This is a genomic window from Geobacillus sp. BK01, from assembly GCF_052220245.1.
Classification (GTDB): Bacteria; Bacillota; Bacilli; order Bacillales; family Anoxybacillaceae; genus Geobacillus.
In genome coordinates this window covers 222446-245915 of sequence record NZ_JBQPTH010000004.1, presented here as the reverse complement: position 1 = coordinate 245915, position 23470 = coordinate 222446, and the positions used below count along the sequence as shown (strand labels likewise).

Below are 23470 nucleotides of genomic sequence, written 5' to 3'. Positions count from 1 at the left end.
CGAAATGGAGGGCTTGGGACATTCCCTTCATGTTGAGGTCTTCGATGACCACGCAATCATAAAGTTTCGCTAATTTGTGCGACTCCTTATGCAGAAAGTCCTTGCGCTGGTTGGCCATTTTCTCATGAAGTTTTGCGACTTTCAAACGCTGTTTATGCCAACGATTCGAGCCTTTCTTTTTACGAGACAATTTACGCTGTTCTTTCGCTAATTTTCCCAATGCTTTGCGATAGAATCGAGGATAATTGGCTCTCTTACCCTCGCTATCGACATACAGCGTACTCATGGAAAAGTCAAGCCCAACAACAGTTTGTCCTTCTTTTGGTGCAGGTTGATGTTCGTACTCTGTGAGAATCGAAATATAGTATTTTCCTGTTTTTGTTTTCGTGATCGTACAAGCCTTGATGATATGGTGGGCAGGAATCTCCCGGTGTTGCTTGAGCTTGATCCATTTCAGTTTGGGCAACTTGATATAGCCATCTGAAAGCTTCATGTTGCCATTCACCACATTTGTGGTGTACGACTGTTTCGCCTTGCGGTTTTTGAACTTTGGAAATCCAGCGCGGCCAGAAAAGAAGTTTTGAAACGCTTTTTGCAAATTCAATTGGGCGTTTGCCAGCGCAAGGCTATCCACTTCTTTTAGCCAAGGAAACTCCTTTTTGTACTTGGCAGGGGTCGGAAATTTTTGCTGTTTCAAGGATTCTTTATCGTCCTTGAACTTTTCAAACAGTTGTATGCGCTCTTCAAGCATTTTGTTATACACGAAACGGACACAACCGAAGGTTTTGGCGAGCAGTTGTTCTTGTTCTTTTGTTGGGTATAGACGGAACTGATAGGCTTTGTTGGCCATATCGACACCACATCACTTCATACCTTGATGTTCTATATAGTTTTTTATTACTTCAATGGGCGCACCACCCGTTGTAAGCAGGCAAACGCTTCTTGACCAAAAATATTCTTTCCACCGTTTTCTTTTCACTTGCGGAAAATGCTTTTTGATCTTGCCATGATGTACGACAGCCAACATAAGCAATTAGTTTCGCATTTGTTTTATTTTCATTTTTTTCGATTGCCATAGTTTTTTCTGCCCCCTTACCCCCAGCGCACTAAAAATGTATCAACCTAGCCTCTTTTTTACTGAGCGGTTTTCAGCGAATTTCCGAATGGACTTTGTGCAAGTCGGCGCATGACGGTCTGCATAATCCCGCCATTGCGATAGTATTCCACTTCTATGGCGTTATCAAGACGGACGATCACGTCAAACTCAAAGCAGGTTCCGTCTTCCCGAATCCCCTCTACCTTGATCTTTTGCCCTGGTTTGACTCCTTTGTCCAACCCGATCGTTCTGAACGTTTCTGCACCTGTGATCCCGAGAGAGGAAGCGTTTATGCCATCGACAAACTGCAAAGGCAACACTCCCATGCCAACTAGATTGCTGCGGTGGATTCTTTCAAAACTCTCGGCAATGACGGCTTTGACTCCTAAAAGATACGTCCCTTTTGCCGCCCAATCCCTCGAGCTTCCTGTGCCATATTCTTTGCCCGCTATAATCAGCAACGGGATGTCCTTTTCCTTATATTTCATCGCCGCATCATAAATAGACATGATTTCTCCCGTTAACCAATTTTTTGTCATCCCTCGCCCCGCTTCTGGAACCATAAGATTCAGCACATTGGCCAGCGCTCCCCTTACCATGACATGATGATTGCCTCTGCGCGACGGATAGGAGTTAAAATCTTTCGGTTCTACTCCGCAACTTTGCAAATACAGCCCAGCAGGACTGTTGGGGAGAATGACTCCCGAGGGGGAGAGATGATCCGTCGTGACGACATCCCCTAACAGCGCAAGGACACGAGCTTCTTTTATGTCTTCCATTTCTTTTACATCCCAACGGAAGCGTTCCAAGAACGGAGGTTTGCGGATGTAACAAGAACGTTCGTCCCATTGATACAGCAATCCTTCAGAAATATCAATACGATTCCATTGCTCATTTGCTTCGTATACGACCTCATACCGTTTACGGAACAATTCAGGTTGAAGTGATTGCTGCAACACTTGCTGGATTTCGGCTGAAGACGGCCAAAGTTCTTTTAAATATACCGGTTGGTGATTTTTATTATATCCGATCGGTTCTGTCGTCAAATCGATATTGACCGTACCTGCCAAGGCATAAGCAACAACAAGCGGAGGCGATGCCAAATAGTTTAATTTCACTTGTGGATGTATACGCCCTTCAAAATTGCGGTTTCCTGACAACACACTAGCTACAGTCAGTTCGTGATCGGCGATGGCCTTACTGACCTCCGGGAGAAGCGGCCCCGAGTTGCCAATACATGTCGCACACCCGTAAGCTGCGATATAGAATCCTAACTCTTCTAAGTAGGACAGCAACCCTGCCCTCTGCAAGTAATCTGTGACCACCCGCGAGCCCGGGCTTAGAGACGTTTTCACATACGGCGGCATCCGAAGTCCTTTCTTAACGGCATTTCTGGCCACAAGTCCAGCCGCCACCAATAACGTGGGATTGGACGTATTCGTACAACTTGTGATTGCTGCTAAAACAATCGCACCGTTTTGCAAAACTGACTGTGTCCCATCTTCATGCGTAATGACCACTGATTTTTGCCAATCCTTCTCCGTGAGTCCATAACCGCCTTGCGGCAATGGGGCTTGAATCATCTCTTGGTAACGTTTCTTCATCTGTCCTAATTCAATGCGATCCTGCGGGCGCTTAGGCCCTGCCAGACAGGGAACAACGGTCGATAAATCCAGCTCAATGATTTCAGAATAGCATGGTTCCGGGCTTTCTTCTTGCTTATACATGCCTTGGATTCGGTAATACGTTTCCACAAGGTCTATTTGTTCCTCATCGCGGCCCATCAGCCGCAAGTAGTTTATCGTTTCCCTGTCGACAGGGAAATAGCCCATAGTGGCCCCATACTCAGGCGCCATATTCGCAATGGTCGCGCGATCAGCTACACTCAGCGTTTGAACTCCTGAACCGAAAAATTCCACAAACTTGCCAACAACCCCTTTTTGCCGAAGAAGATTGGTAATGGTCAAAGCCAAATCGGTCGCTGTCACTCCCTCAGAAAGTGAACCCGTGAGTTTCAGGCCAACGACTTCTGGCATGACGAAGTACACAGGCTGCCCTAATACAGCCGCCTCTGCTTCGATTCCGCCTACTCCCCACGCTACAATTCCCAATCCGTTAATCATCGTTGTATGGGAATCGGTTCCAATCAGCGAGTCTGGAAAAATTACCGTTTCATTGCCATTCTTTTTTAAGGAAATAACCGATGATAGAAACTCCATATTCACTTGATGCATAATGCCGCTCGAGGGTGGAACAACGCGAAAATTAGCGAACGCTTTTTGCGCCCAACGCAAAAAACGAAAGCGTTCCATATTTCGGTTGAAGTTGAGTTGTTCATTTAAGTTGACGGCGTCCGGCTTTCCAAAATAATCAATTGTCACCGAATGATCTACGACAAGGTCTACAGGAATAAGAGGGTTGATTTTACGAACATCTCCTCCCATCTGTGCCATTGTGTCGCGCATGGCTGCTAAATCCACTAATGCCGGTAGTCCGGTCGTATCATGCATAAGAATCCTAGACGGCTTAAAAGGCACTTCCCGGGTTGTCTCGCGCTTTTTTCCCCAATTCGCTAACATGGCGATATGCTCTGCGGTGATCGCGGAACCATCAAATTCACGTACAGCCGCTTCCAACAACACTTTGATGGAATAAGGCAGTCGGGAAACGTTTCCGACTCCATCCTCTTCGAGCGCGTTGATGCGATAGAAAGAGTAGGTTTTTCCACGTAAAGAAAAATGAGATTTCGTTCTCCGTATGCTTTTGAGCACTTTGTCTTCCATTGCCGATAGCCACCTTTTCTCTTTGGTTGATTTCATTTTATTACAAAACTGAAAAGCGAAAGAAATATCAATTTGTTATGAGCAGGTATGAAAATTTTATATGTGCAACACTCTTGGTGCATTTTGGGCGCCACGGTCTTGCCAAAAAGAAAGATAGCGGGTAGATTAAAATAACAACAAGGAATGGATATAGAGGTGTGTAATCATTATGGAAGACCGCGACTGGATGATTTTGCATACCCTTTATAAGGAGAAAAGTATTACGAAAACCGCCCAACGACTATTTATTTCGCAACCAACACTAACAAAACGCCTGCAACAAATTGAAAAAGAGTTGGAAGTCAAAATTGTGGATCGCGGATTCAAAGGAGTGCAATTTACGCCGGAAGGAGAATACCTCGCCAAGTGTGCTGAAGATATGTTGCATCGTCTTCGCGTGATAAAAGAAAATTTAAAGAATTTCCATCATCAAGTAGCGGGAACGTTGCGCCTTGGTGTATCGAACTTCATTAGCAAATACAAACTCCCTGCTCTGCTCAAATATTTTAAAGATCAGTACCCTCAAGTCGAATTCCAAGTGAAAACCGGCTACAGTCGAGATATTTTTGCTTTATTATATAGTCAGGAAGTCCATGTGGCTTTTATTCGCGGGGAATACAACTGGCCTGATCAAAAACACTTGCTGTTTGAGGAAAACATCTGTGTTGCCTCTAAGCAAGAGGTAGATTTAGAACAACTCCCCCAACTGCCAAGAATTGATTATAAAACAGACGTCTTATATAGGCAGTTAGTGGATAACTGGTGGGCGGAGCGATATATACATCCTCCGTATATCGCTATGGTCGTCGATCAAGGGGACACATGCAAAGAAATGGTGGCCAATGGATTAGGATACGCGATTATGCCTTCACTATTTTTGGAAAATGTGAAAGGGCTTCATAAAATCTGCCTGACAGATAAAAAAGGGCGTCCTCTCACCCAAAAAACATGGATGATGTACCATCAAGACTCTTTAACATTAAATGTCGTGAACGCCTTTGTTGATGTAGTCAAACAGCTTGATATATATTCCTTATAAAAATAATAAAAAGGAACGGCGGCATCTGCCCCGTTCCCCGTTCCTTTTTATTTATTCAAGACATTTTCCAAATACCGAAGCGCTTCCTCCCTGCTGGATACCCGTTTTGCTCTGTCGAGATCCATTTGCAGTTTTTCTAATGCCTTTTGTAAAATTTCCTGTTCCCGCATTTGTGGTACAACAACAACTCCATCAGCATCACCGACGATCATATCACCCGGATGCACCGTCACCCCACCGCAAGAGACAGGGACATTGATTTCCCCCATACCAGCCTTTCCACTAGCTGCCACAGTCGTTCCGAGGCAGAAAACAGGAATATTCAATTTTCTAATCCCCTCAATGTCCCGTATCACCCCGTGGGCAACAATCCCTTTTATTCCTAACATTTGTGCTACGCCAACTAAAAAATCTCCTGCGATGGCCCGATAGGTGTCCCCTTTGGCGTCTACCACAAGGACACTTCCCGGCGGCGCTTCCTTCAGCGCCTTCAAAAAAACAAGATTGTCCCCTACGGGCATTTTCACTGTAAACGCTCTTCCTGCCACGCGATCATTTTCCTTCAAAGGCTTGATCTGCGAATCAAGATTATTGAGACCTTGCATCACATCAGAAATACAGGTGGTCGGTATCATTTCAAACTGACTGATTATATTCATTTCACCACTTCCCCTTTTAGCTGATTGGATTGTGAAGCCTGATGTTTAGAAAAACCTTGCCTTTTTTCAAGGCGCATCAACAAAACCATGATAAATGAGATAAATAAGAGCACACTTAAAAATACCAAACCTGCTTCCGTGCACAGCGCCCGTATCATTCATTCATATTCAGCCTCCTCCAATTGTCATTGAAATCGTTTTCCGAAAATGGCATAAAAATTGATCAACACGTATCCTTAGTGTTATCCCCCCTTCCTTTTCAACCTGCTGCGAAACAGGATTGATCCATGAGCAAAAATGGCAAGCAAAACGTCACAGGAAAGCGTTTACCAGAGCTGGCGACCCATCTGAACCAAAAACAACGCCCATGGACGTTTTCTTTTATTACTTCCATCTTAGCGAAAAGTAGCATGGTAGAAGAAATAGTTTTCGTTCATGACGCGGTATTCGAATTTCGAATGTATGACAGACAACGAGGATGGCCAGGGCAAAGTGGAATACATTCAATCATTCAAAGATGCCATGTTTTTCATGATGAACTATAAGAAGATCAGCAACTTACCGAATACAGGCCTCTTTCTCGGCCATACCAGCAGCCAAAAAGGAGAAAGAGGCCCAAAACATAAAACTGGGTGATTAATCGATGATATTAGGTACAAGGACAAACCCTTCCATCAATCGCCGGGCACTGCGGCTCATCACCACTTTTTTTACCATCCAACTATGATGATGTCGTTCGACTGCAGCTCCTACTCTTACAATGCCCGACGGATGCCCGATGCGAATCTCGGATACTGCGCGTCCTAAAATGTTGCTCACGATCGTTCCCGGGATCGCCGCCGCAGCAGCCATCGCCACCGCACCTGTGCCTGTCATGGCATGATGCAGTTTCCCCATCGACAAAATGCGCGCCAACAGGTCAATCTCTTCCCGGCGCACCACTTTGCCGCTCGATGCAGTATAGCTTGCTGGCTCAGCCAAAAAGGCAATTTTCGGTGTATGCTGGCGTTTCGCCATAGCGTACTCGATGTCGTCTGCCACCCCCATAGCGACAGCCCCGTGAGCGCGGATCCATTCCAACCGCGCCAACAAATCCGGATTGCCGTTAATATCTTGTTGCAATTCTGTTCCCGTTAATCCCATTGACGATGCAGAAATAAAGACAGAAGGATTTCCGGCATTGATTAGAGTTGCCTCCACTTCTCCTATTCCCGGAACGTGAAGGATGTCGATGGGATTTCCGGTTGGCAGAACCCCTCCCTCCCCGCCAGGATCAAGGAATTCCAGCTTGATTTCCGACGCTGGAAAGGCTACTCCGTCTAGCACGAAATCGCCAAGCTCTTGCACTTCTCCATCCTTCATCGGGACATGGGCGATGATTTCCTTTCCAATGTTCTCCTGCCAAATATGGACAGTGGCCACCCCATCCTTAGGAGCATCGACGAGCCCGTGATCAATCGCAAAAGGACCAACCGCCGCTGTAAGATTCCCGCAGTTCCCACTCCAATCAATGAGTGGCTGCCCTATGGCTACTTGGCCGAATAAATAATCAACATCACATCCGGGCCGGTTGCTTTTGCTGATGATGACCACCTTGCTCGTGCTTGACGTCGCCGCACCCATGCCATCGATTTGCTGCCCATACGGATCCGGACTTCCCATCACACGCAACAATAGTTTGTCACGTTTCGACGGATCAGAGGGCAAATCTTCTTTCAGAAAAAAAATTCCCTTACTCGTTCCGCCTCGCATATAAACGGCAGGGATTTTGATTTGTTTTCCCCACTGCTTCACTTCGTTCTCTCCTTCCAACTTTATGCGACTGAAAGGCGCGGAGGCGGCATCCTAAATAGCGGCCTGCCTTCCCCGCCCCACTGGCACGATGCTTCCTGAAACAGTGCAACAGCCGATGTCAGCCTTTCAGCCTTTTCTTTTCACAAACGGATCGGCTCCCGCTTCAAGCTAAGGGGGAGTAGTTCACTTTCTTACGAAGAACCATTGGCAATACACCACCATGGCGGTAATAATCAATCTCTATCTCGCTGTCGAAACGGACGATCACGTCAAACACCTTCCGGCAGCCGTATTCATCAGTGGCGATCACCGTTACAAGTTGGCGGGGGCGGATGTGATTGTCAATATGGATATCATATCGTTCGCGCCCAGTTAAGCCAAGGGTATCAGCATTTTCTCCCTCTTGGAATTGAAGAGGAAGCACACCCATCAATGCCAAGTTGCTGCGGTGGATACGCTCGAAGCTCTGCGCCAAAACCGCTTTGACGCCAAGCAGCGCAGTCGCTTTCGCCGCCCAGTCCCGGGAACTGCCCATGCCGTAATCCATCCCGGCGATCACCAATAATCCCGTTCCATCTTGTTGATATTTCATAGCCGCATCGTAAATGGACATGACTTCCCCGGTTGGGAAATATGTTGTTACGCCGCCCTCTGTTCCCGGCGCTACTTCGTTTCTCAAACGGATATTGGAAAAGGCACCGCGCATCATTACTTCATGATTGCCGCGGCGGGAGCCATAGGAGCTTAAATCCCCCGGCTTTACCCCTTGCGACAACAAGTATTTTCCTGCCACACTATTAGGCGGAATCGTCCCCCCAGCCGGAGAGATGTGATCGGTCGTAACGGAATCGCCAAGTTTGACAAGCACCCGCAACCCGTTCAGCGATTCGATTGGCCTAGCCTCTTTGGACATATTTTGGAAAAAGGGCGGGTTGCGAAGAAATGTCGAATCTTCCTCCCATTCATAAAGCAATCCTTTGCCCGTCTGCAATTGATTCCATGCTTCATTCCCGCTGAACATGCTTTTGTTTTGCTGTTCATATAAATCTACTGTAATGGTTTCAGCTATTACCTTTTCGATTTCCGAATGGGTTGGCCATATGTCTTGCAAGTAAACAGCCTTTCCCTCTTTGTCTGTTCCGAGAGGCTCGTTTTGAAGATTGATGTCCACACTTCCGGCAATAGCATACGCAACAACGAGAGGAGGGGAAGCTAAAAAGTTCGCTTTAATGAGCGGATGAATGCGTCCTTCAAAATTGCGATTGCCGGATAACACTCCACAAACAATCAAATCGTTCTGTGCGATCGCCTCCGCCACTTCGTCAGGAAGAGGGCCTGAATTCCCTACACATGTTGTACAGCCATAGCCGACAAGATAGAATCCGAGTTTTTCGAGATAAGGAAGCAGCCCGGCCTTCCGCAAATATTGGGTAACGACCTTCGATCCAGGAGCAAGGCTCGTTTTGACAAACGGCGGAACGGATAGCCCTCTTTCTACGGCCTTTTTTGCCAACAGACCAGCGCCAATCATGACATACGGATTGGAAGTGTTTGTGCAGCTCGTAATGGCCGCAAGCACAATGGAGCCTGTTTTTAACGGATACGTTTGGCCGTCGTGGAAGGCGACAGAACATTGTTTGTCTATCTCCTCTTCGCTGAGGCCATATCCGTGATTCCCCAATGTGTTCGTTAAGGACTTTCGAAAAGCCTCTTTCACCTCAGATAATCGGATCAAGTCCTGTGGACGCTTCGGACCAGCGACATACGATTCAATGGTAGAAAGATCCAATTCGATCACTTCCGTATACATCGGCTCCTCAGCATCCGGTGTAAAAAACAGCCCATTCGCCTTGCAATAAGCCTCTACAAGCTGTACTTGTTCCTCCGTTCGTCCGGTTAGACGCAAAAAGTTCAATATTTCCTGATCTACAGGGAAGAAGGAGATGGTTGCTCCATTTTCTGGCGACATATTGGCGACCGTCGCCCGATCGGCCACAGATAAATTTGTGACCCCTTCCCCGAAGAATTCCACAAATTTTCCGACAACGTGTTTCTTGCGAAGCAGATGTGTAACATAAAGAGCAAGATCTGTCCCGGTTGCGCCAGCAGGCAATTTGCCTTTTAGACGAATCCCAATTACCTCTGGGGCTGGAAAGTACGAAGGTTGCCCGAGCATCGCCGCTTCTGCCTCAATGCCTCCGACTCCCCATCCAACGACCCCGATCCCATTCACCATTGGTGTATGTGAGTCGGCTCCAAAACAAGTATCAGGGAAGGCGAGATATTCGCCATTTTCTTCCGTTGACTGTACAACCGAAGCAAGATATTCTACATTGGCTTGATGAATGATAGCGGTCGAAGGCGGCACGACGCGAAACTTCTTGAAAGAGTTGGACGCCCATTTAAAAAATTTGTACCGCTCATAGTTGAGCTCAAATCCTCGTTCGACATTATATTTCAATGCATCCGGCGTTCCGAACTTCTCTACTTGTTCGGCATGATCGATGACAAGGTCAACAGGGATTTCCGGGTTGATCATCTCCGGGCTTCCGCCCATATCCGCCATGGCTTGGCGCAAAGACGCGAGATCAACAACAACCGGAACACCCGTAAAATCCTGCAAAACGATTCGCGCAGGCTTAAAAGGAACATCAATCTCTCTTTTCCACTCGTCGGTTCCCCATTTTGCCAAATTCTCAATATGTTCTTTTTTGATTGCCACCCCATCGTATTGGCGGAGCACCGATTCCAATAAAACTTTAATCGAATAAGGAAGCCGAGAAACTTTCCCAACCCCTAATTCTTCCAGACCCATCAGACGATAATAGGTATACCTCTTGCCATTGACCGTAAAAAAGGAACGCGTTCGAAAAATATCATGTTCTGCGATCAACGGTTTCCCTCCCCTTTCATTCCATTCATGCAACTTTCAATTCGATTATAAGTTGGGATAATCTATAATAAAAATATCGTTTTTTGATGGTTAACCATGATGAAATGGAATACCTAACAACAAGAGACCACACACGGTCACAGAGAAGGTTCGTCACGTGGAGGATATCTCAACGCAAAACACCGTGGCGGGGGCCAACCGCACTAACGGTTTTCCCATAGTGCGGCCGTAAAGGAGCAATGATGACGGGGAGACGATGAAGTTAAGAAAAAACGCCCTAGCAAGGGCCTTCCCACTTTCCCATATTCAAAAGGGCTGCACTGCGCAAAGGTGAACGTGTTTCACCAGTCGTCCAAATGTTCCACTAAATCCACAAACAGCTTAGCGATTTTGAGTGCCAACACTTCTTCATGATAAATCATCCACGTTTTCCGGAGGATCGGCGTTCCTTCCCGACCTGTGAGATCGAGCTTGTACAAGTGCGGCGCATCATGAAGGATCCGGCGGGGGACGATCGCATATCCAAGACCATGAATCACCATTTCCTTGCAAGTATCCACTCGGTCGACCGTCATCCCAACGTACGGGGGCTGTTCGAAATGTTCAGCCCACCAGTTATCAATGATGCCTTTAAATAAAGACTCCGTGCGATAGTCAATTCTTGGCAAGCGAGGAAGATCGCCAAGGTCGAATTCTTCCCTATAAGCAACGCAAAGCGTTTCTTCAAATAAGAGATGCTTTTTGCCCGCCCATTGATAGTCTCCCCGAACAAATCCAATATGTACATCCTGATTGTACACCCATTGAAACACTTCCCGGCTCCAACCTGTTTGCACTTGGAATTCAACATGCGGATGTTCATCTTTAAAACGTTTTAATACTCGCGGAAGCTGATACTTGGCAAAGTAATTCGAAACGCCTAGCCGCAGCGTTCCCTCTACGACAGCTGTATTCATATCCTTGACATGTTCTCTAATCTTGCGCAAATGACGCAACATTTGTTCTGCGCTCTTCGCCAAATACTCTCCTTCAGGGGTAAATTGCACTCCTCTTCTCCCCCTTTGCACGATGGTCACGCCAAAATGCTGCTCAATCTCGCGAAGCCGCTTCGAAATCGTTGGCTGGGAAATAAACAGCTCTTGGGCGGCTTTCGTGATATTTTTATATTTAAATAAGGTTTGCAAAAGTTCCCAATCCCGTTCTTCCATAGTACCACTCTCCAAGAACAGATTGTTGTTTCTATCCGTCTCCGTCAATCATACCATTATTTTATTTAGAACTTGCACAAAAAAAGCAATAAAATGACAGTGGACAGAGAGGCGTCGTCTATGTTTTTTTGCCCTTCTCTGCATTTTTGGCTTGCAAAAAACAGTTGAACATTGTCGCGCTCCTGTTTTTAATCCTCGGGATGAAGCGGATGACAAGTGAGTCCTCCCCCCGTTTCGCCCATGACAAAAGCGCGAACCATCCTTTGGTCCGCGCTTCTCTCTTCTATTTCCCCCACTCCTCCGGATTCTCCCGCCATTTTCGCAATGTCGCCAAGTTGTGTTCGCTGACGGCGCCAAGGCGGACGGCCGTTTCGATGAGGGTGTCGTAGTCGGTGAGCGTGTAGGCAGGCAAATTCTCCGCCGCAAACGCCTGCTTCGCTTTGTCAAGCCCGTATGTGAAAATGGCGGCGATGCCAAGCACCTCGCAGCCCGCTTCTTTCAAGGCGCGGACGGCCGTAAGCGAGCTGCCGCCCGTCGAGATTAAGTCTTCAATGACGACCACGCGCTGGCCCGGTTCAGCTTTGCCTTCGATTTGTTTTCCTTTGCCGTGCGCTTTCGCCTGGCTGCGGACGTAGCACATCGGCAGCTCAAGCCGCTCGCTCACCCAGGCGGCGTGCGGGATGCCGGCGGTCGCTGTGCCGGCGATGAGATCCGCCTCAGGGAACTGGGTGCGGATGAGTTCGGCGAGGCCGTCGGCGATCGTGCGGCGCACGTCGGGGTAAGCGAGCGTCAGGCGGTTGTCGCAATAAATCGGCGATTTCAAGCCTGAAGACCATGTAAACGGCTCGTTCGGCTGCAGGGCGACGGCCCCGATTTGAAGCAGTTTGGCGGCGATGTCGTGTTTCATTCTCTCTCTCCTCCGTTCCATTCGTGTTGCAGGCGGGCATACGCCCCGAGCGGATCGGCGGCGCGGGTGATGCTGCGGCCGACGACGATGTAGTCGGCGCCAAGCTCACGCGCTTTCCTTGGCGTGACGACGCGCACTTGGTCGTGCACCTCATCATCGGCAAAGCGGATGCCTGGCGTGACGGCAAGAAACGAGGCGCCGCACCGTTCTTTCATGAGCGCGGCTTCCTTGGCCGAGCAGACGACGCCATCAAGCCCGCTTTCTTTCGCCAAGGCGGCGTAATGGGCGACTGTTTCCGCAAGCGGGCGGTCAATCCACAGCTCCTCGTGAAGCATCCGCTCGTCCGTGCTCGTCAGCTGGGTGACGGCGATGCAGCGCGGCCGCATGGTTCCGCTTGGCGTGCCGGCGTCAAGCCCTTCCATGGCTGCTTCCATCATGCGCCGGCCGCCGGCGGCGTGGACGTTCACCAGATCGGCGCCGACGTGGGCGAGCCCTTTCATCGCTTGTTTCACCGTATTCGGGATGTCGTGCAGTTTTAAGTCTAAAAAGACGGCATGCCCTTGTTCTTTCAGGAACGCGACGATGGCGGGACCTTCTTGGTAGTACAACTCCATCCCGACTTTGACGAACAGCGGCGTTCCCGCAAATGGGCGCAAAAAGGCGGCGGCTTCTTGCTTTGACGGAAAATCAAGCGCGACAATGAACGGCGTGTGCACCGGTCTTCCAGCTCCTTCCTATGCATTCGGAAATGTGGCCGATCCCGAGTTCATCGAGCAACGCCGGCAGGTCGGCGATAATCGTCGGGCAGACGAACGGGTCGACGAAGTTGGCCGTTCCGACGGCAACCGCGCTCGCGCCGGCGTAGAAAAATTCGAGCACGTCTTCCGCCGTCTGAATGCCGCCCATGCCGATGATCGGAATCGACACCGCCTGGCTCACTTCATAAATCATGCGAATGGCGATCGGTTTCACCGCCGGGCCGGATAAGCCCCCGGTGCCGTTCGCCAAAATCGGCCGGCCTGTTTTCACGTCAATGCGCATGCCAACGAGCGTATTGATCATCGTCAACCCATCGGCGCCCGCTTGTTCAATCGCTTTTGCCATCGCCACGATGTCGGTGACGTTCGGCGACAGCTTCACGTACACCGGCACGGCGGACACTTCTTTGACAAGCCGCGTCAGCTCGGCGGCTACGTCTGGCACGGTGCCAAACGCAATGCCGCCTTTTTTCACGTTCGGGCAGGAAATGTTGAGCTCCAGTGCATGGACGTTGGGCGCCTTCGAAATCGCTTCGGCCACCTCAACGTACTCTTCTGCCGTTGAGCCGGCGATGTTGGCGATGATCGGCACGTCAAACTGCTGAAGCCACGGCAGCTCTTCTGCGAGCACTTTGTCAAGACCCGGATTTTGCAGGCCGATGGCGTTTAACATCCCAGCCGGCGTTTCCGCCACCCGGGGCGTCGGGTTGCCAAAGCGCGGCTCTTTTGTCGTCGCCTTGATCATCATGGCGCCTAACACGCTTAAATCGTAAAACCGGGCGTACTCGCGGCCAAATCCGAAACAGCCGGACGCCGGCATGATCGGGTTTTTGAGGGAAAGACCTGGCAGTTCAACCGCAAGCCGGTTCATAATACCACCTCCTCGGCCCGAAACACCGGACCGTCGCTGCATACTTTTTTATACGCCGTCCCGCTCCCCGGCACATGGCAGACGCAGGCAAAACACGCCCCGACGCCGCAGCCCATCCGCTCCTCGAGCGACACGTACACCGGCCGGTTCGGAAACCGTTCCGCCAGCGCCCGAAGCATCGGTTTCGGGCCGCAGGCGTACAAGACGTCAAACTCGAGCGAGCGCGCTTCGATCACATCGGTGACGCGCCCCGGCGTTCCGTGCGAGCCGTCATCGGTTGCGACATACGTCTCCCCAAACGCGGCGAATTCTTCTTCATAAAAGACTGCCGCTTTCGTTTGAAACCCGAGCACGCTCACCACTCCAACACCGCGCTTTGTGAGCTGTTTCGCCAGTTCATAGAGCGGCGGGACGCCGATGCCGCCGCCGACCAGCAGCGCCCGGCCGCCCGCCGGCGCGGCATCGAGCGGAAAGCCGTTGCCGAGCGGGCCGAGCACATCGACCACATCGCCCGGCTGTTTTTGCGCAAGGAGCGCGGTGCCTTTCCCTTCCTGGCGGTAAATGATCGTGCATTGGCCCTGCTTGCGGTCGATGCGGCAAAGGCTGAGCGGGCGGCGCAAAAGCGGATCGGCCGTTGCCGCTGCCTTCACATGGACGAACTGGCCCGGTTGGCGCATCTCTTGCACGAGGCGGCCGGAGAGCGTCAATTCATACGTCCGCTCGGCGATCCGCCGCTGGCTTGCGACCGTCATTCGTTCGCGGCCGATCATGACCGCACCAGCCCTTCCGTCATCGCTGTTGTCGAGAACGTCATCGATTCGAGCACTTGCAGCATCGCCCTTGCCGTATCGAGCGACGTCAAGCACGGAATGCCGTTTTCGACCGCTTCGCGGCGGATGCGGAAGCCGTCGCTTTCCGGCTGCTTTCCTTTCGTCAGCGTGTTGATGACAACTTGCGCTTTTCCTTGGCGGATGACATCCAAAATGTTCGGCGACGCCGAGTGGATTTTATTGACGACCGTCACCGGAATGCCGGCGGCGTTCAACGTTTCCGCCGTGCCGTTCGTCGCCAAGAGTTGGTAGCCGATATCGGCAAAGCGGCGGGCCAGCTCGACCGCTTCTTCCTTGTCTTTGTCGGCCACCGTCAACAACACGGCTCCGTGCGGCTGGATATGGATGCCCGAGGCGACAAGCCCCTTATAGAGCGCTTTTTCGAACGTCACGTCTTTGCCGATCACTTCGCCGGTCGACTTCATTTCCGGACCGAGCGAGATGTCGACGTTGCGCAGTTTGGCAAACGAGAACACCGGCACTTTCACGTACACGCCGGGGCGCACCGGGCAAACGCCCGTCTCATAGCCCATCTCGGCGAGCTTCGTCCCTAAAATGGCTTTCGTGGCGAGATTGGCCATCGGCACGCCGGTGATTTTGCTTAAAAACGGCACCGTGCGGCTTGAGCGCGGGTTCACTTCCAAGACGTAGACATCGCTTCCCGAGACGACAAACTGAATGTTCAACAGCCCGACAATATGCAGCCCGCGCGCCAGTCGGATCGTGTAATCCGCGATCTTGTCGATCACTTCCGCGCTTAATGTCTGGGGCGGGTAGACGGCGATCGAGTCGCCGGAATGGACGCCGGCCCGTTCGATATGTTCCATGATCCCCGGGATGACGACCGTCTCGCCGTCGGAAATGGCATCGACTTCGACTTCTTTGCCGGTGATGTAGCGGTCGACAAGCACTGGGTGCTGTGGATTGACGCGCACGGCGTGTTCCATGTAATGAAGCAGCTCCTCGCGGTTATAGACAATTTCCATCGCCCGGCCGCCGAGCACGTAGGACGGGCGGACGAGCACCGGATAGCCGATCTCCTCCGCGATGGCGACCGCTTCTTCGACCGAAACGGCCGTTTTGCCGGCCGGCTTCGGAATGCCAAGCTCTGAGAGCGCCTGTTCAAATTTGTCGCGGTCTTCGGCGCGGTCCAAATCTTCAAGCGTCGTCCCAAGCAGGCGGACGCCGCGCGCTTCGAGTTCCGCCGCCAAGTTGATCGCCGTTTGCCCGCCGAACTGGACGATGACGCCGACCGGCTGTTCGAGGTCGATGACATGCATCACATCTTCGGCCGTCAGCGGCTCGAAGTACAGTTTGTCCGACGTGCTGAAGTCGGTGGAGACTGTTTCCGGGTTGTTGTTGATGATGATCGCCTCATAGCCGGCCTGCTTAATGGCCCAGACGCAATGGACGGTGGCGTAGTCAAATTCGATCCCTTGGCCGATGCGGATCGGGCCCGAACCGAGCACGATGACGCTCGGTGTTTCCGTCACGATCGACTCGTTTTCTTCCTCATACGTGCTGTAGTAATACGGCGTTTCTGATGTGAACTCGGCCGCGCACGTATCGACCATTTTGTACACCGGCACGATGCCTCGTTGGCGGCGCAGCGCGTAAATGTCGCGCTCCGTTTTGTTCCATAACGCCGCTATCGCCGCATCGGAGAAGCCGAGCCCCTTCGCTTTTTTTAACACGTCAAGGTCGCCCGGGTGGTTTTTCAAGACCGTTTCCATCTCAATAATGTTTTGAATCTTATGCAGGAAAAAGCGGTCGATTTGGCTCCATTCATGCAGCGTCTCCACCGTCACCCCGCGGCGGAGCGCCTCGGCGATGTAAAAGAGCCGCTCGTCGCCCGCCTTGCGGATCCGTTTTTCCATCACGTCGTCGGCGGCCGTTTTCGCCTCGTTCAATTCCAGATGATGCACCCCGATCTCGAGCGAACGAACGGCTTTTAACAGTGATTCTTCGAACGTCCGGCCGATCGCCATCACTTCGCCGGTCGCTTTCATTTGCGTGCCAAGGCGGCGGTTCGCCGATTCAAATTTGTCAAACGGAAAGCGCGGAATTTTCGTCACGACGTAATCGAGTGCCGGCTCGAAGCAGGCGTACGTTTTCCCGGTGACCGGGTTGATCATTTCGTCAAGCGTCAGCCCGACGGCGATTTTCGCCGCCAGTTTCGCGATCGGATACCCCGTCGCTTTTGACGCCAGCGCCGACGAGCGGCTGACGCGCGGGTTCACTTCAATGACGTAATAGCGGAAGCTGTCCGGGTCGAGCGCCAGCTGGACGTTGCAGCCGCCTTCGATGCCAAGGGCGCGGATGATGTTCAACGACGCGTTCCGCAAAAGCTGATATTCGCGGTCGCTTAACGTCTGGCTCGGGGCGACGACGATCGAATCACCCGTATGAATGCCGACCGGGTCGATGTTTTCCATGTTGCAGACGACGATCGCGTTGTCGTTGGCGTCGCGCATCACTTCGTATTCAATCTCCTTGTAGCCGGCGATGCTCCGCTCGAGCAAGCATTGATGCACCGGGCTCATCTTCAAGCCAGTTGACACAATCTCGACAAGCTCTTCTTCGTTCGTGCAAATGCCGCCGCCCGTGCCGCCGAGCGTGAACGCGGGGCGGACGATGACCGGATAGCCGATTTGTTCGACAAACGCATACGCCTCTTCCAGGCTGTGAATAATCGCGCTTTCCGGCACCGGCTCGCCAAGCTCGTTCATGAGGGCGCGGAACTGTTCGCGGTCTTCCGCCTTTTCGATCGCCTCGAGCTTCGTGCCGAGAATTTCCACGCCGCACTCTTCAAGCACGCCGGCCTTGGCGAGCTCAACCGCCAAGTTGAGGCCCGTTTGGCCGCCAAGCGTCGGCAAAATCGCGTCCGGCCGCTCTTTGCGGATGATGCGGGCGACAAACTCAAGCGTCAGCGGCTCCATATACACTTTATCGGCGATTTCCGTATCGGTCATGATCGTCGCCGGGTTTGAGTTCACCAGAATGACTTTGTATCCTTCTTCTTTCAACGCGAGGCACGCTTGCGTTCCCGCATAGTCGAATTCAGCCGCCTGGCCGATGACGATCGGCCCCGAGCCGATCACTAAAATCGTTTCGATGTCGCGGCGTTTAGGCATGGATGACTTCCCCTTTCTTGTTGAACTCACGGATGAGCGCCAAAAACTCGTCAAACAGCGGATTCGCATCTTCCGGACCCGGCGAGGCTTCCGGGTGGTATTGCACCGTAAACGCCGGGAAATCGAGATGGCGGAGCCCTTCGACCGTGCCGTCGTTCAAGGCGACATGGGTCACCTCAAGGCGCGTGCCGGCAAGCGATTCATGCGTGACCGTATAGCCGTGGTTTTGCGCCGTAATGGCCACTTTGCCGGTGCGCAAGTCTTTGACCGGATGGTTCGAGCCGCGATGGCCGAATTTCAGTTTTTCCGTATTCGCGCCGCACGCCAAGGCGAACAGCTGATGGCCGAGGCAGATGCCAAAGAGCGGCACTTTGCCGAGAATGCCACGGATCATCTCGATCGCTTCCGGCACGTCTTTCGGGTCGCCCGGTCCGTTTGACAGCATCACTCCGTCCGGATGCCAGCTGAGCACGTCTTCCGCCGTCGCGTTGTACGGCAAGACGATGACATCGCAGTTCCGCTTGTTCAGCTCGCGCAAAATGCCGTGTTTCATCCCAAAGTCGATCAAGACGACGCGCTCGCCGCGCCCCGGGCTTGGGTAGGCGCTTTTTGTTGAGACGCGCCGCACTTGGTCGCGCGGCCACTCCATCGCCCGCAGCTTGGCTGCCGCTTCCGCCGGATCAACCTCAAGCCCGCAAATCATCCCTTTTAACGTTCCGTATTGGCGGATGAGGCGCGTCAATTTGCGCGTGTCGATGCCGGCCAGCCCCGGAATGTCCTTTTCTTTTAAATACTCATCCAGCGTCAGTTCGCCGCGCCAGTTCGACGGTGTCACGCACGCTTCTTTGACGATGAACCCGTGCACGTACGGGCGGATCGCTTCAAAGTCGTCGCGGTTGATGCCGTAGTTGCCGATTAGCGGATACGTCATCGTCACAATTTGCCCGCAATACGACGGGTCGGTCAAAATTTCTTGGTAGCCGGTCATGCCAGTGTTAAAGACGACTTCCCCGGTCGTCTCTTTCATGCTCCCAAACGCCTCCCCGACAAAAAACGAGCCGTCTTCCAAGATCAGTTGCCGTTTCATGTTACTCTCTCCCTTTCTCCCATACGAGTGTTCCGTTGACAAACGTCATCACCGGCCAGCCTTGGCATTTCCAGCCGGCAAACGGCGTATTTTTTCCTTTCGACGCAAACGTCTCCGGATCAATTGTTTCTTCTGCCTCTAAATCAATGACCGTGAGATCCGCCGGCGCCCCGACGGCAAGCCGTCCGGCGTTTAGGCCGAAGCATTGCGCCGGTTTCACCGTCAGCCAGTCGACAAGCTGCTTTAATGAAAACACGCCGGTTTTGACAAAATGCGTATATAGGAGCGGAAACGCCGTCTCGAGCCCCACGATGCCAAACGGCGCCGCCTCGATGCCTTTCGCTTTTTCCGCCGTTATATGCGGCGCATGGTCGGTGGCGATCAAATCGATCGTTCCATCAAGCAGCCCTTCAATGAGCGCCTCGCGGTCTGCGCGGCTGCGCAGCGGCGGATTCATTTTGTAGTTCGCATCCAGCCCCGGGATGTCGTCCTCGCACAAGAGCAGATGGTGCGGCGTCACTTCGGCGGTGACGCGGATGCCGGCCCGCTTCGCGTCGCGGACGATGCGCACCGACTCTTTCGTGCTGATGTGGCAGACGTGGTAATGGCAGCCGGCCGCTTCAGCGAGCAAGACGTCGCGGGCGATATGGACCGATTCGCAGACGGACGGAATGCCGGCGATCCCATGCCGGCGGGCGAAATCGCCGTCATGCACCGCGCCGCCGTTTTTCAGTGTATCATCTTCGCAATGGGCGACGATCGCCATATCGAGCGCCGCGGCCCGTTTCATCGCTTCAAACATCATCCCGGCCGACTGCACGCCGACGCCGTCATCAGTGAACGCGAACGCTCCAGCTTCCTTCAACGCCGCAAAATCGGTCAGCTCTTCCCCTTTTTGTCCAATCGTGATCGCTGCGTACGGAAGCACGTTGACGCGCGCCGTTTCGCGGATGCGGGCTTGCAGCCATTCCATTTGCTCTTTCGTATCGGGCACCGGATTCGTGTTCGGCATGGCGGCAACCGTCGTAAAGCCGCCTTTCGCCGCCGCAAGCGTGCCCGTTTCAATCGTTTCTTTCGCCTCGCCGCCCGGCTCGCGCAAATGGACGTGCAAATCGATCAACCCTGGAGCGATCAACTTTCCTCCGACATCGATCACGTGGCCGTCTGCGTCGACCGCCAGTTCCGGGCCGATAGCCGCAATGACCCCGTTATCGATTTTCACCTCCGTTCGCACGAACTCCCCGTTGTTATTGAACGACATGCCATGTTTCAACCATACGGCCATGTTCCATTCTCCCTTCTATTGCCCGTTTTAGCACGGCCATCCGTACGTAGACGCCGTTTTCCATTTGTTTAAAGATGCGCGACGACTTCGCTTCGACCAGTTCGCTTGCGATTTCGACCCCGCGGTTGACCGGCGCCGGATGCAAGATGATGGCACCTTGTTTCATCCGCCGCGCCCGCTCAAGCGTCAACCCGTACCGCACATGGTACTCTTCTTTTGTCAAGCCCATCGTTTCTGCATGCCGCTCGTGCTGGATGCGAAGTAGCATCACGACATCGGCGCGAGCGATGGCCTCGTCAAGACCGACGTACGTCCCATACGGATTCGCCTCATCTTTCCACTCTTCCGGACCGGAGAACAAGACGGTCGCGCCAAGCCTTGTCAACACTTCCGCGTTGGAGCGGGCGACGCGGCTATGGCGGATGTCGCCGATGATCGCCACCGTCAAGCCAGTGAAGGCGCCAAACTCCTGACGGATCGTCAATAAGTCCAAGAGCGACTGGGTCGGATGGTGCCCGCAGCCGTCGCCGGCGTTGATGACCGGAATGCCGACCGCATGGCGGAGCGCTTCGAAATAGGCATCTTCGTGATGGCGGATGACAACGGCATCGACGCCGATCGCTTCAAGCGTCTTGACCGTATCGTACAGCGTCTCCCCTTTTTGCACGCTTGATCGTTCCGGATCAAACGGAATCACGTGAAGCCCAAGTTTCCGTTCCGCCATCTCGAAGCTGCATTTCGTGCGCGTGCTCGGTTCGAAAAACAAGTTGGCGACGTACATCGGCGCCGCCGGGCGCCAGATGCGCCCGCTGCGGAACGCTTCCGCTTCATCGAGCAAACGGTTGATTTCATCAAGCGGCAGTTCGCTTAACGTGAAAAGATGGGTCATTGGTCTCTCTCCCTTTTCTTTTTTACAAAAAAACACCTTGCCGATGAGGCAAGGTGTGACGATCGGCGCATGAGAGGCCCGGTGGATAGACTCCGCCCCCAGCGCGCCTGTTTTCACACCTTTTTAAGCCTCGCGGGACTTAATTAAAAGGTGTTTGTCTATTTGATTTAGGCCACATGGTCGCTGCTTTTTTCATCTTCAAATAAGTTTTCCGCTGCCTGCGGACGCCCCGGTAAAATCAAGTTGAGGAGGACGCCGACAATGGCCGAGAGCGCCATGCCGGTGATTTGGAAGCTGTCGCTGATTTTCAGCACCGCACCGCCGATGCCGATGACCAAGATGACCGAGGCGATGACCAAGTTGCGCGTCTCGCCGAAATCGATGCGGCTGTCCACCAACATCCGCAATCCGGACGAGGCGATGATGCCAAACAACAGGATCGACACGCCGCCCATGACCGGCGTCGGAATCGAGCTGATGAGTGCGGTGATTTTGCCGACGAAACCGAAGGCGATGGCGATCACCGCCGCGCCGGCGAGCACGTAGACGCTATAAACGCGCGTAATCGCGAGCACGCCGATGTTCTCCCCATACGTCGTTTTCGGCGGGCCGCCGAGCAAGGCGGAAATCATCGTCGCCGTTCCGTCCCCTAAAATCGAGCGGTGCAGCCCCGGCTTTTGAATGAGGTCGCGGCCGACGACTTTGCTTAACACAAGCTGGTGGCCGATATGTTCGGACAAGGTGACGATTGCCACCGGCACCATGAGCATGACGATCTCCCACGTGATGCGCACCGGATAATCGGCAAACGGAATCAAGAAATCCGGCCACTCGAACCATTTGGCAGCCGCTATTTTTGATAAATCGACGAGCCCGACGGCGAGGGCATAGACGTAGCCGACAATGATGCCGACAAGCACCGGAATCAAGCTCAACATGCCGCGCGCGAGCACCGAGCAAATGATCGTCGCCGCGAGCGTCACGAGCGCCACCGAGAAATGAAGCAGGCTGTATTTGCCGTCCGGGCCGTTCATCGCCATCCCGACCGCCGTGCCGGCCAGGCCGAGGCCGATGACGATGATGACCGGGCCGACCACAACCGGCGGCAGCATCTTCATCACCCAGCGGTAACCGGCTTTTTTAATGATCAAGGCGACAATCCCGTACACCAGTCCGGCAAGAAAGCTGCCGATCATCGCCGCCCCCGGGCCGCCGGCCGTTTTCGCCGCGATGATCGGGGCGATGTAGGCGAACGAGGAGCCAAGATACGCCGGCACTTGCCATTTCGTGATCAGCAAAAACGCCAATGTGCCAAGTCCGCTTGTCAACAAGGCGATCGATGGATCCAATCCGACTAAGTACGGCACTAAAATCGTGGCGCCAAACATGGCGAACAAATGCTGCAAGCTTAACGTCACCCATTGCCCGGCCGTCGGGCGCTCGTGAATATCCAACACCGGTTTGTTCATCTTTCGCCTCTCCTTTCGCCAAATGAGCGAATTTCGTTTTTTAGTGTGCACAAAAACACCCTCTTTGCCCATGAAGGCGCAAAGAGGGTGCAGAAACAGCCGAAACCATTCCGCCCCTTTTGCAGCCTCACGGGACTGCGCTTAAAAGGGAGCTGTTTTATTTTTCATGAATCGACACTTGGTCAACGCCGTCCACTTCGGAAAGCTCCACGACGATCAGCTCCGCGCTTGATGTCGGCACGTTTTTGCCGACGAAATCGGCGCGGATCGGAAGCTCCCGATGCCCGCGGTCAACGAGCACGGCGAGCTGGATGCGCGCCGGGCGGCCCAAATCCATGACCGCATCCATCGCCGCCCGCACCGTCCGGCCGGTAAAGAGCACATCGTCGACTAAAATCACTTTCCGCTCGCTCACCGGAAACGGCACGTTCGTTCCTTTGACGAGCGGCTCATGATCATCCGTTTTCACCGTCAGATCATCGCGATAAAGCGTAATATCGAGCTCGCCGACCGGAACAGCCGCTCCTTCAATTTGTTCGATCCGCTCCGCCAATCGGCGCGCCAAGTAAATGCCGCGCGTTTTGATGCCGACCAATACGCAATTCTCAATGCCTTTGTTCCGTTCGATGATTTCGTGGGCGATGCGCGTCAAGGCGCGGCGAATCGCCTGTTCATCCATCACAACCGCCTTTTGCATTCCATCCACCTCCCAACAGCGCATGCGCACCG

The 23470-nt window shown here is 52.9% G+C and carries 17 protein-coding genes and 1 pseudogene; 1 reads left to right on the top strand and 17 read right to left on the bottom strand.

The features are described 5' to 3' along the window. The 3 genes and pseudogenes from ACTVDO_RS07045 to acnA (ACTVDO_RS07035) all read right to left on the bottom strand — a co-directional run. Positions 1-850, bottom strand: an 850-nt coding sequence (locus tag ACTVDO_RS07045; protein ID WP_442901262.1) for an RNA-guided endonuclease TnpB family protein, incomplete at its 3' end; no start/stop codon positions are given. Positions 851-862: 12 nt separating this feature from the next. Beyond that, a pseudogene (locus ACTVDO_RS07040) lies at positions 863-1000 on the bottom strand (transposase); the annotation flags it as partial. Positions 1001-1134: 134 nt separating this feature from the next. Next, positions 1135-3879 (bottom strand): aconitate hydratase AcnA, encoded by a 2745-nt coding sequence (gene acnA / locus ACTVDO_RS07035; RefSeq protein ID WP_442901261.1) that lies wholly within the window; start codon positions 3877-3879, stop codon positions 1135-1137. 208 nt (positions 3880-4087) lie between these two features. Between acnA (ACTVDO_RS07035) and ACTVDO_RS07030 the strand changes: the two genes are divergently transcribed. Then, a complete protein-coding gene (locus ACTVDO_RS07030; protein WP_442901260.1) occupies positions 4088-4957 on the top strand; it encodes a LysR family transcriptional regulator in 870 nt (289 codons plus the stop codon). A 47-nt stretch (positions 4958-5004) separates the two neighbouring features. Here the strand turns inward: ACTVDO_RS07030 and ACTVDO_RS07025 are convergent, their stop codons facing one another. The 14 genes from ACTVDO_RS07025 to pyrR form a co-directional block, all read right to left on the bottom strand. Beyond that, on the bottom strand, positions 5005-5616 hold the full coding sequence (locus ACTVDO_RS07025; protein ID WP_020959283.1) for an RraA family protein: 612 nt from the start codon (positions 5614-5616) through the stop codon (positions 5005-5007). 636 nt (positions 5617-6252) lie between these two features. Next, a complete protein-coding gene (prpF, locus tag ACTVDO_RS07020; RefSeq protein ID WP_020959280.1) occupies positions 6253-7410 on the bottom strand; it encodes a 2-methylaconitate cis-trans isomerase PrpF in 1158 nt (385 codons plus the stop codon). A gap of 163 nt (positions 7411-7573) precedes the next feature. Further along, positions 7574-10300: an aconitate hydratase AcnA gene (gene acnA, locus ACTVDO_RS07015; RefSeq protein ID WP_041267872.1), complete on the bottom strand. Its 2727-nt coding sequence runs from the start codon at positions 10298-10300 to the stop codon at positions 7574-7576. Between the two features lie 344 nt (positions 10301-10644). Beyond that, positions 10645-11511, bottom strand: coding sequence for a LysR family transcriptional regulator (locus ACTVDO_RS07010; RefSeq protein WP_020959278.1), 867 nt, complete (start codon positions 11509-11511; stop codon positions 10645-10647). A 283-nt stretch (positions 11512-11794) separates the two neighbouring features. Further along, entirely contained in the window at positions 11795-12418 is a 624-nt protein-coding gene (gene pyrE, locus ACTVDO_RS07005; RefSeq protein ID WP_442901259.1) for an orotate phosphoribosyltransferase, read from the bottom strand. Then, positions 12415-13134: an orotidine-5'-phosphate decarboxylase gene (pyrF, locus tag ACTVDO_RS07000; RefSeq protein ID WP_442901258.1), complete on the bottom strand. Its 720-nt coding sequence runs from the start codon at positions 13132-13134 to the stop codon at positions 12415-12417. Before pyrF ends, pyrE begins: the two co-directional genes overlap by 4 nt. After that, entirely contained in the window at positions 13106-14047 is a 942-nt protein-coding gene (locus ACTVDO_RS06995) for a dihydroorotate dehydrogenase (RefSeq protein WP_020959274.1), read from the bottom strand. Before ACTVDO_RS06995 ends, pyrF begins: the two co-directional genes overlap by 29 nt. Next, the gene (locus ACTVDO_RS06990; RefSeq protein ID WP_442901257.1) at positions 14044-14817 is read right to left on the bottom strand and encodes a dihydroorotate dehydrogenase electron transfer subunit; all 774 of its coding nucleotides are present in this window, start codon (positions 14815-14817) and stop codon (positions 14044-14046) included. The genes ACTVDO_RS06995 and ACTVDO_RS06990 overlap by 4 nt, the downstream gene beginning before the upstream one ends. Further along, complete coding sequence (gene carB, locus ACTVDO_RS06985; protein ID WP_442901256.1) at positions 14814-18011, bottom strand: carbamoyl-phosphate synthase large subunit; 3198 nt, start codon at positions 18009-18011, stop codon at positions 14814-14816. The genes ACTVDO_RS06990 and carB overlap by 4 nt, the downstream gene beginning before the upstream one ends. After that, a complete protein-coding gene (locus ACTVDO_RS06980; protein WP_442901255.1) occupies positions 18004-19098 on the bottom strand; it encodes a carbamoyl phosphate synthase small subunit in 1095 nt (364 codons plus the stop codon). The genes carB and ACTVDO_RS06980 overlap by 8 nt, the downstream gene beginning before the upstream one ends. Before the next feature lies 1 nt (position 19099). After that, complete coding sequence (locus ACTVDO_RS06975) at positions 19100-20383, bottom strand: dihydroorotase (protein WP_442901254.1); 1284 nt, start codon at positions 20381-20383, stop codon at positions 19100-19102. After that, positions 20346-21272 (bottom strand): aspartate carbamoyltransferase catalytic subunit, encoded by a 927-nt coding sequence (locus tag ACTVDO_RS06970; RefSeq protein ID WP_442901253.1) that lies wholly within the window; start codon positions 21270-21272, stop codon positions 20346-20348. The genes ACTVDO_RS06975 and ACTVDO_RS06970 overlap by 38 nt, the downstream gene beginning before the upstream one ends. Before the next feature lie 167 nt (positions 21273-21439). Then, a complete protein-coding gene (locus ACTVDO_RS06965; protein WP_442901252.1) occupies positions 21440-22741 on the bottom strand; it encodes a solute carrier family 23 protein in 1302 nt (433 codons plus the stop codon). Between the two features lie 157 nt (positions 22742-22898). Next, the gene (pyrR, locus tag ACTVDO_RS06960; protein ID WP_442901251.1) at positions 22899-23438 is read right to left on the bottom strand and encodes a bifunctional pyr operon transcriptional regulator/uracil phosphoribosyltransferase PyrR; all 540 of its coding nucleotides are present in this window, start codon (positions 23436-23438) and stop codon (positions 22899-22901) included. Positions 23439-23470: the final 32 nt, after the last annotated feature.

Bases quoted from the DNA above. Each gene is read 5' to 3' on its own strand.
- acnA (WP_442901261.1), bottom strand. From the start codon at position 3,879: ATGGAAGACAAAGTGCTCAAAAGCATACGGAGAACGAAATCTCATTTT.
- ACTVDO_RS07030 (WP_442901260.1), top strand. From the start codon at position 4,088: ATGGAAGACCGCGACTGGATGATTTTGCATACCCTTTATAAGGAGAAA.
- ACTVDO_RS07025 (WP_020959283.1), bottom strand. From the start codon at position 5,616: ATGAATATAATCAGTCAGTTTGAAATGATACCGACCACCTGTATTTCT.
- ACTVDO_RS07010 (WP_020959278.1), bottom strand. From the start codon at position 11,511: ATGGAAGAACGGGATTGGGAACTTTTGCAAACCTTATTTAAATATAAA.
- pyrE (WP_442901259.1), bottom strand. From the start codon at position 12,418: ATGAAACACGACATCGCCGCCAAACTGCTTCAAATCGGGGCCGTCGCC.
- ACTVDO_RS06995 (WP_020959274.1), bottom strand. From the start codon at position 14,047: ATGAACCGGCTTGCGGTTGAACTGCCAGGTCTTTCCCTCAAAAACCCG.
- ACTVDO_RS06990 (WP_442901257.1), bottom strand. From the start codon at position 14,817: ATGATCGGCCGCGAACGAATGACGGTCGCAAGCCAGCGGCGGATCGCC.
- carB (WP_442901256.1), bottom strand. From the start codon at position 18,011: ATGCCTAAACGCCGCGACATCGAAACGATTTTAGTGATCGGCTCGGGG.
- ACTVDO_RS06980 (WP_442901255.1), bottom strand. From the start codon at position 19,098: ATGAAACGGCAACTGATCTTGGAAGACGGCTCGTTTTTTGTCGGGGAG.
- ACTVDO_RS06975 (WP_442901254.1), bottom strand. From the start codon at position 20,383: ATGGCCGTATGGTTGAAACATGGCATGTCGTTCAATAACAACGGGGAG.
- ACTVDO_RS06970 (WP_442901253.1), bottom strand. From the start codon at position 21,272: ATGACCCATCTTTTCACGTTAAGCGAACTGCCGCTTGATGAAATCAAC.
- ACTVDO_RS06965 (WP_442901252.1), bottom strand. From the start codon at position 22,741: ATGAACAAACCGGTGTTGGATATTCACGAGCGCCCGACGGCCGGGCAA.
- pyrR (WP_442901251.1), bottom strand. From the start codon at position 23,438: ATGCAAAAGGCGGTTGTGATGGATGAACAGGCGATTCGCCGCGCCTTG.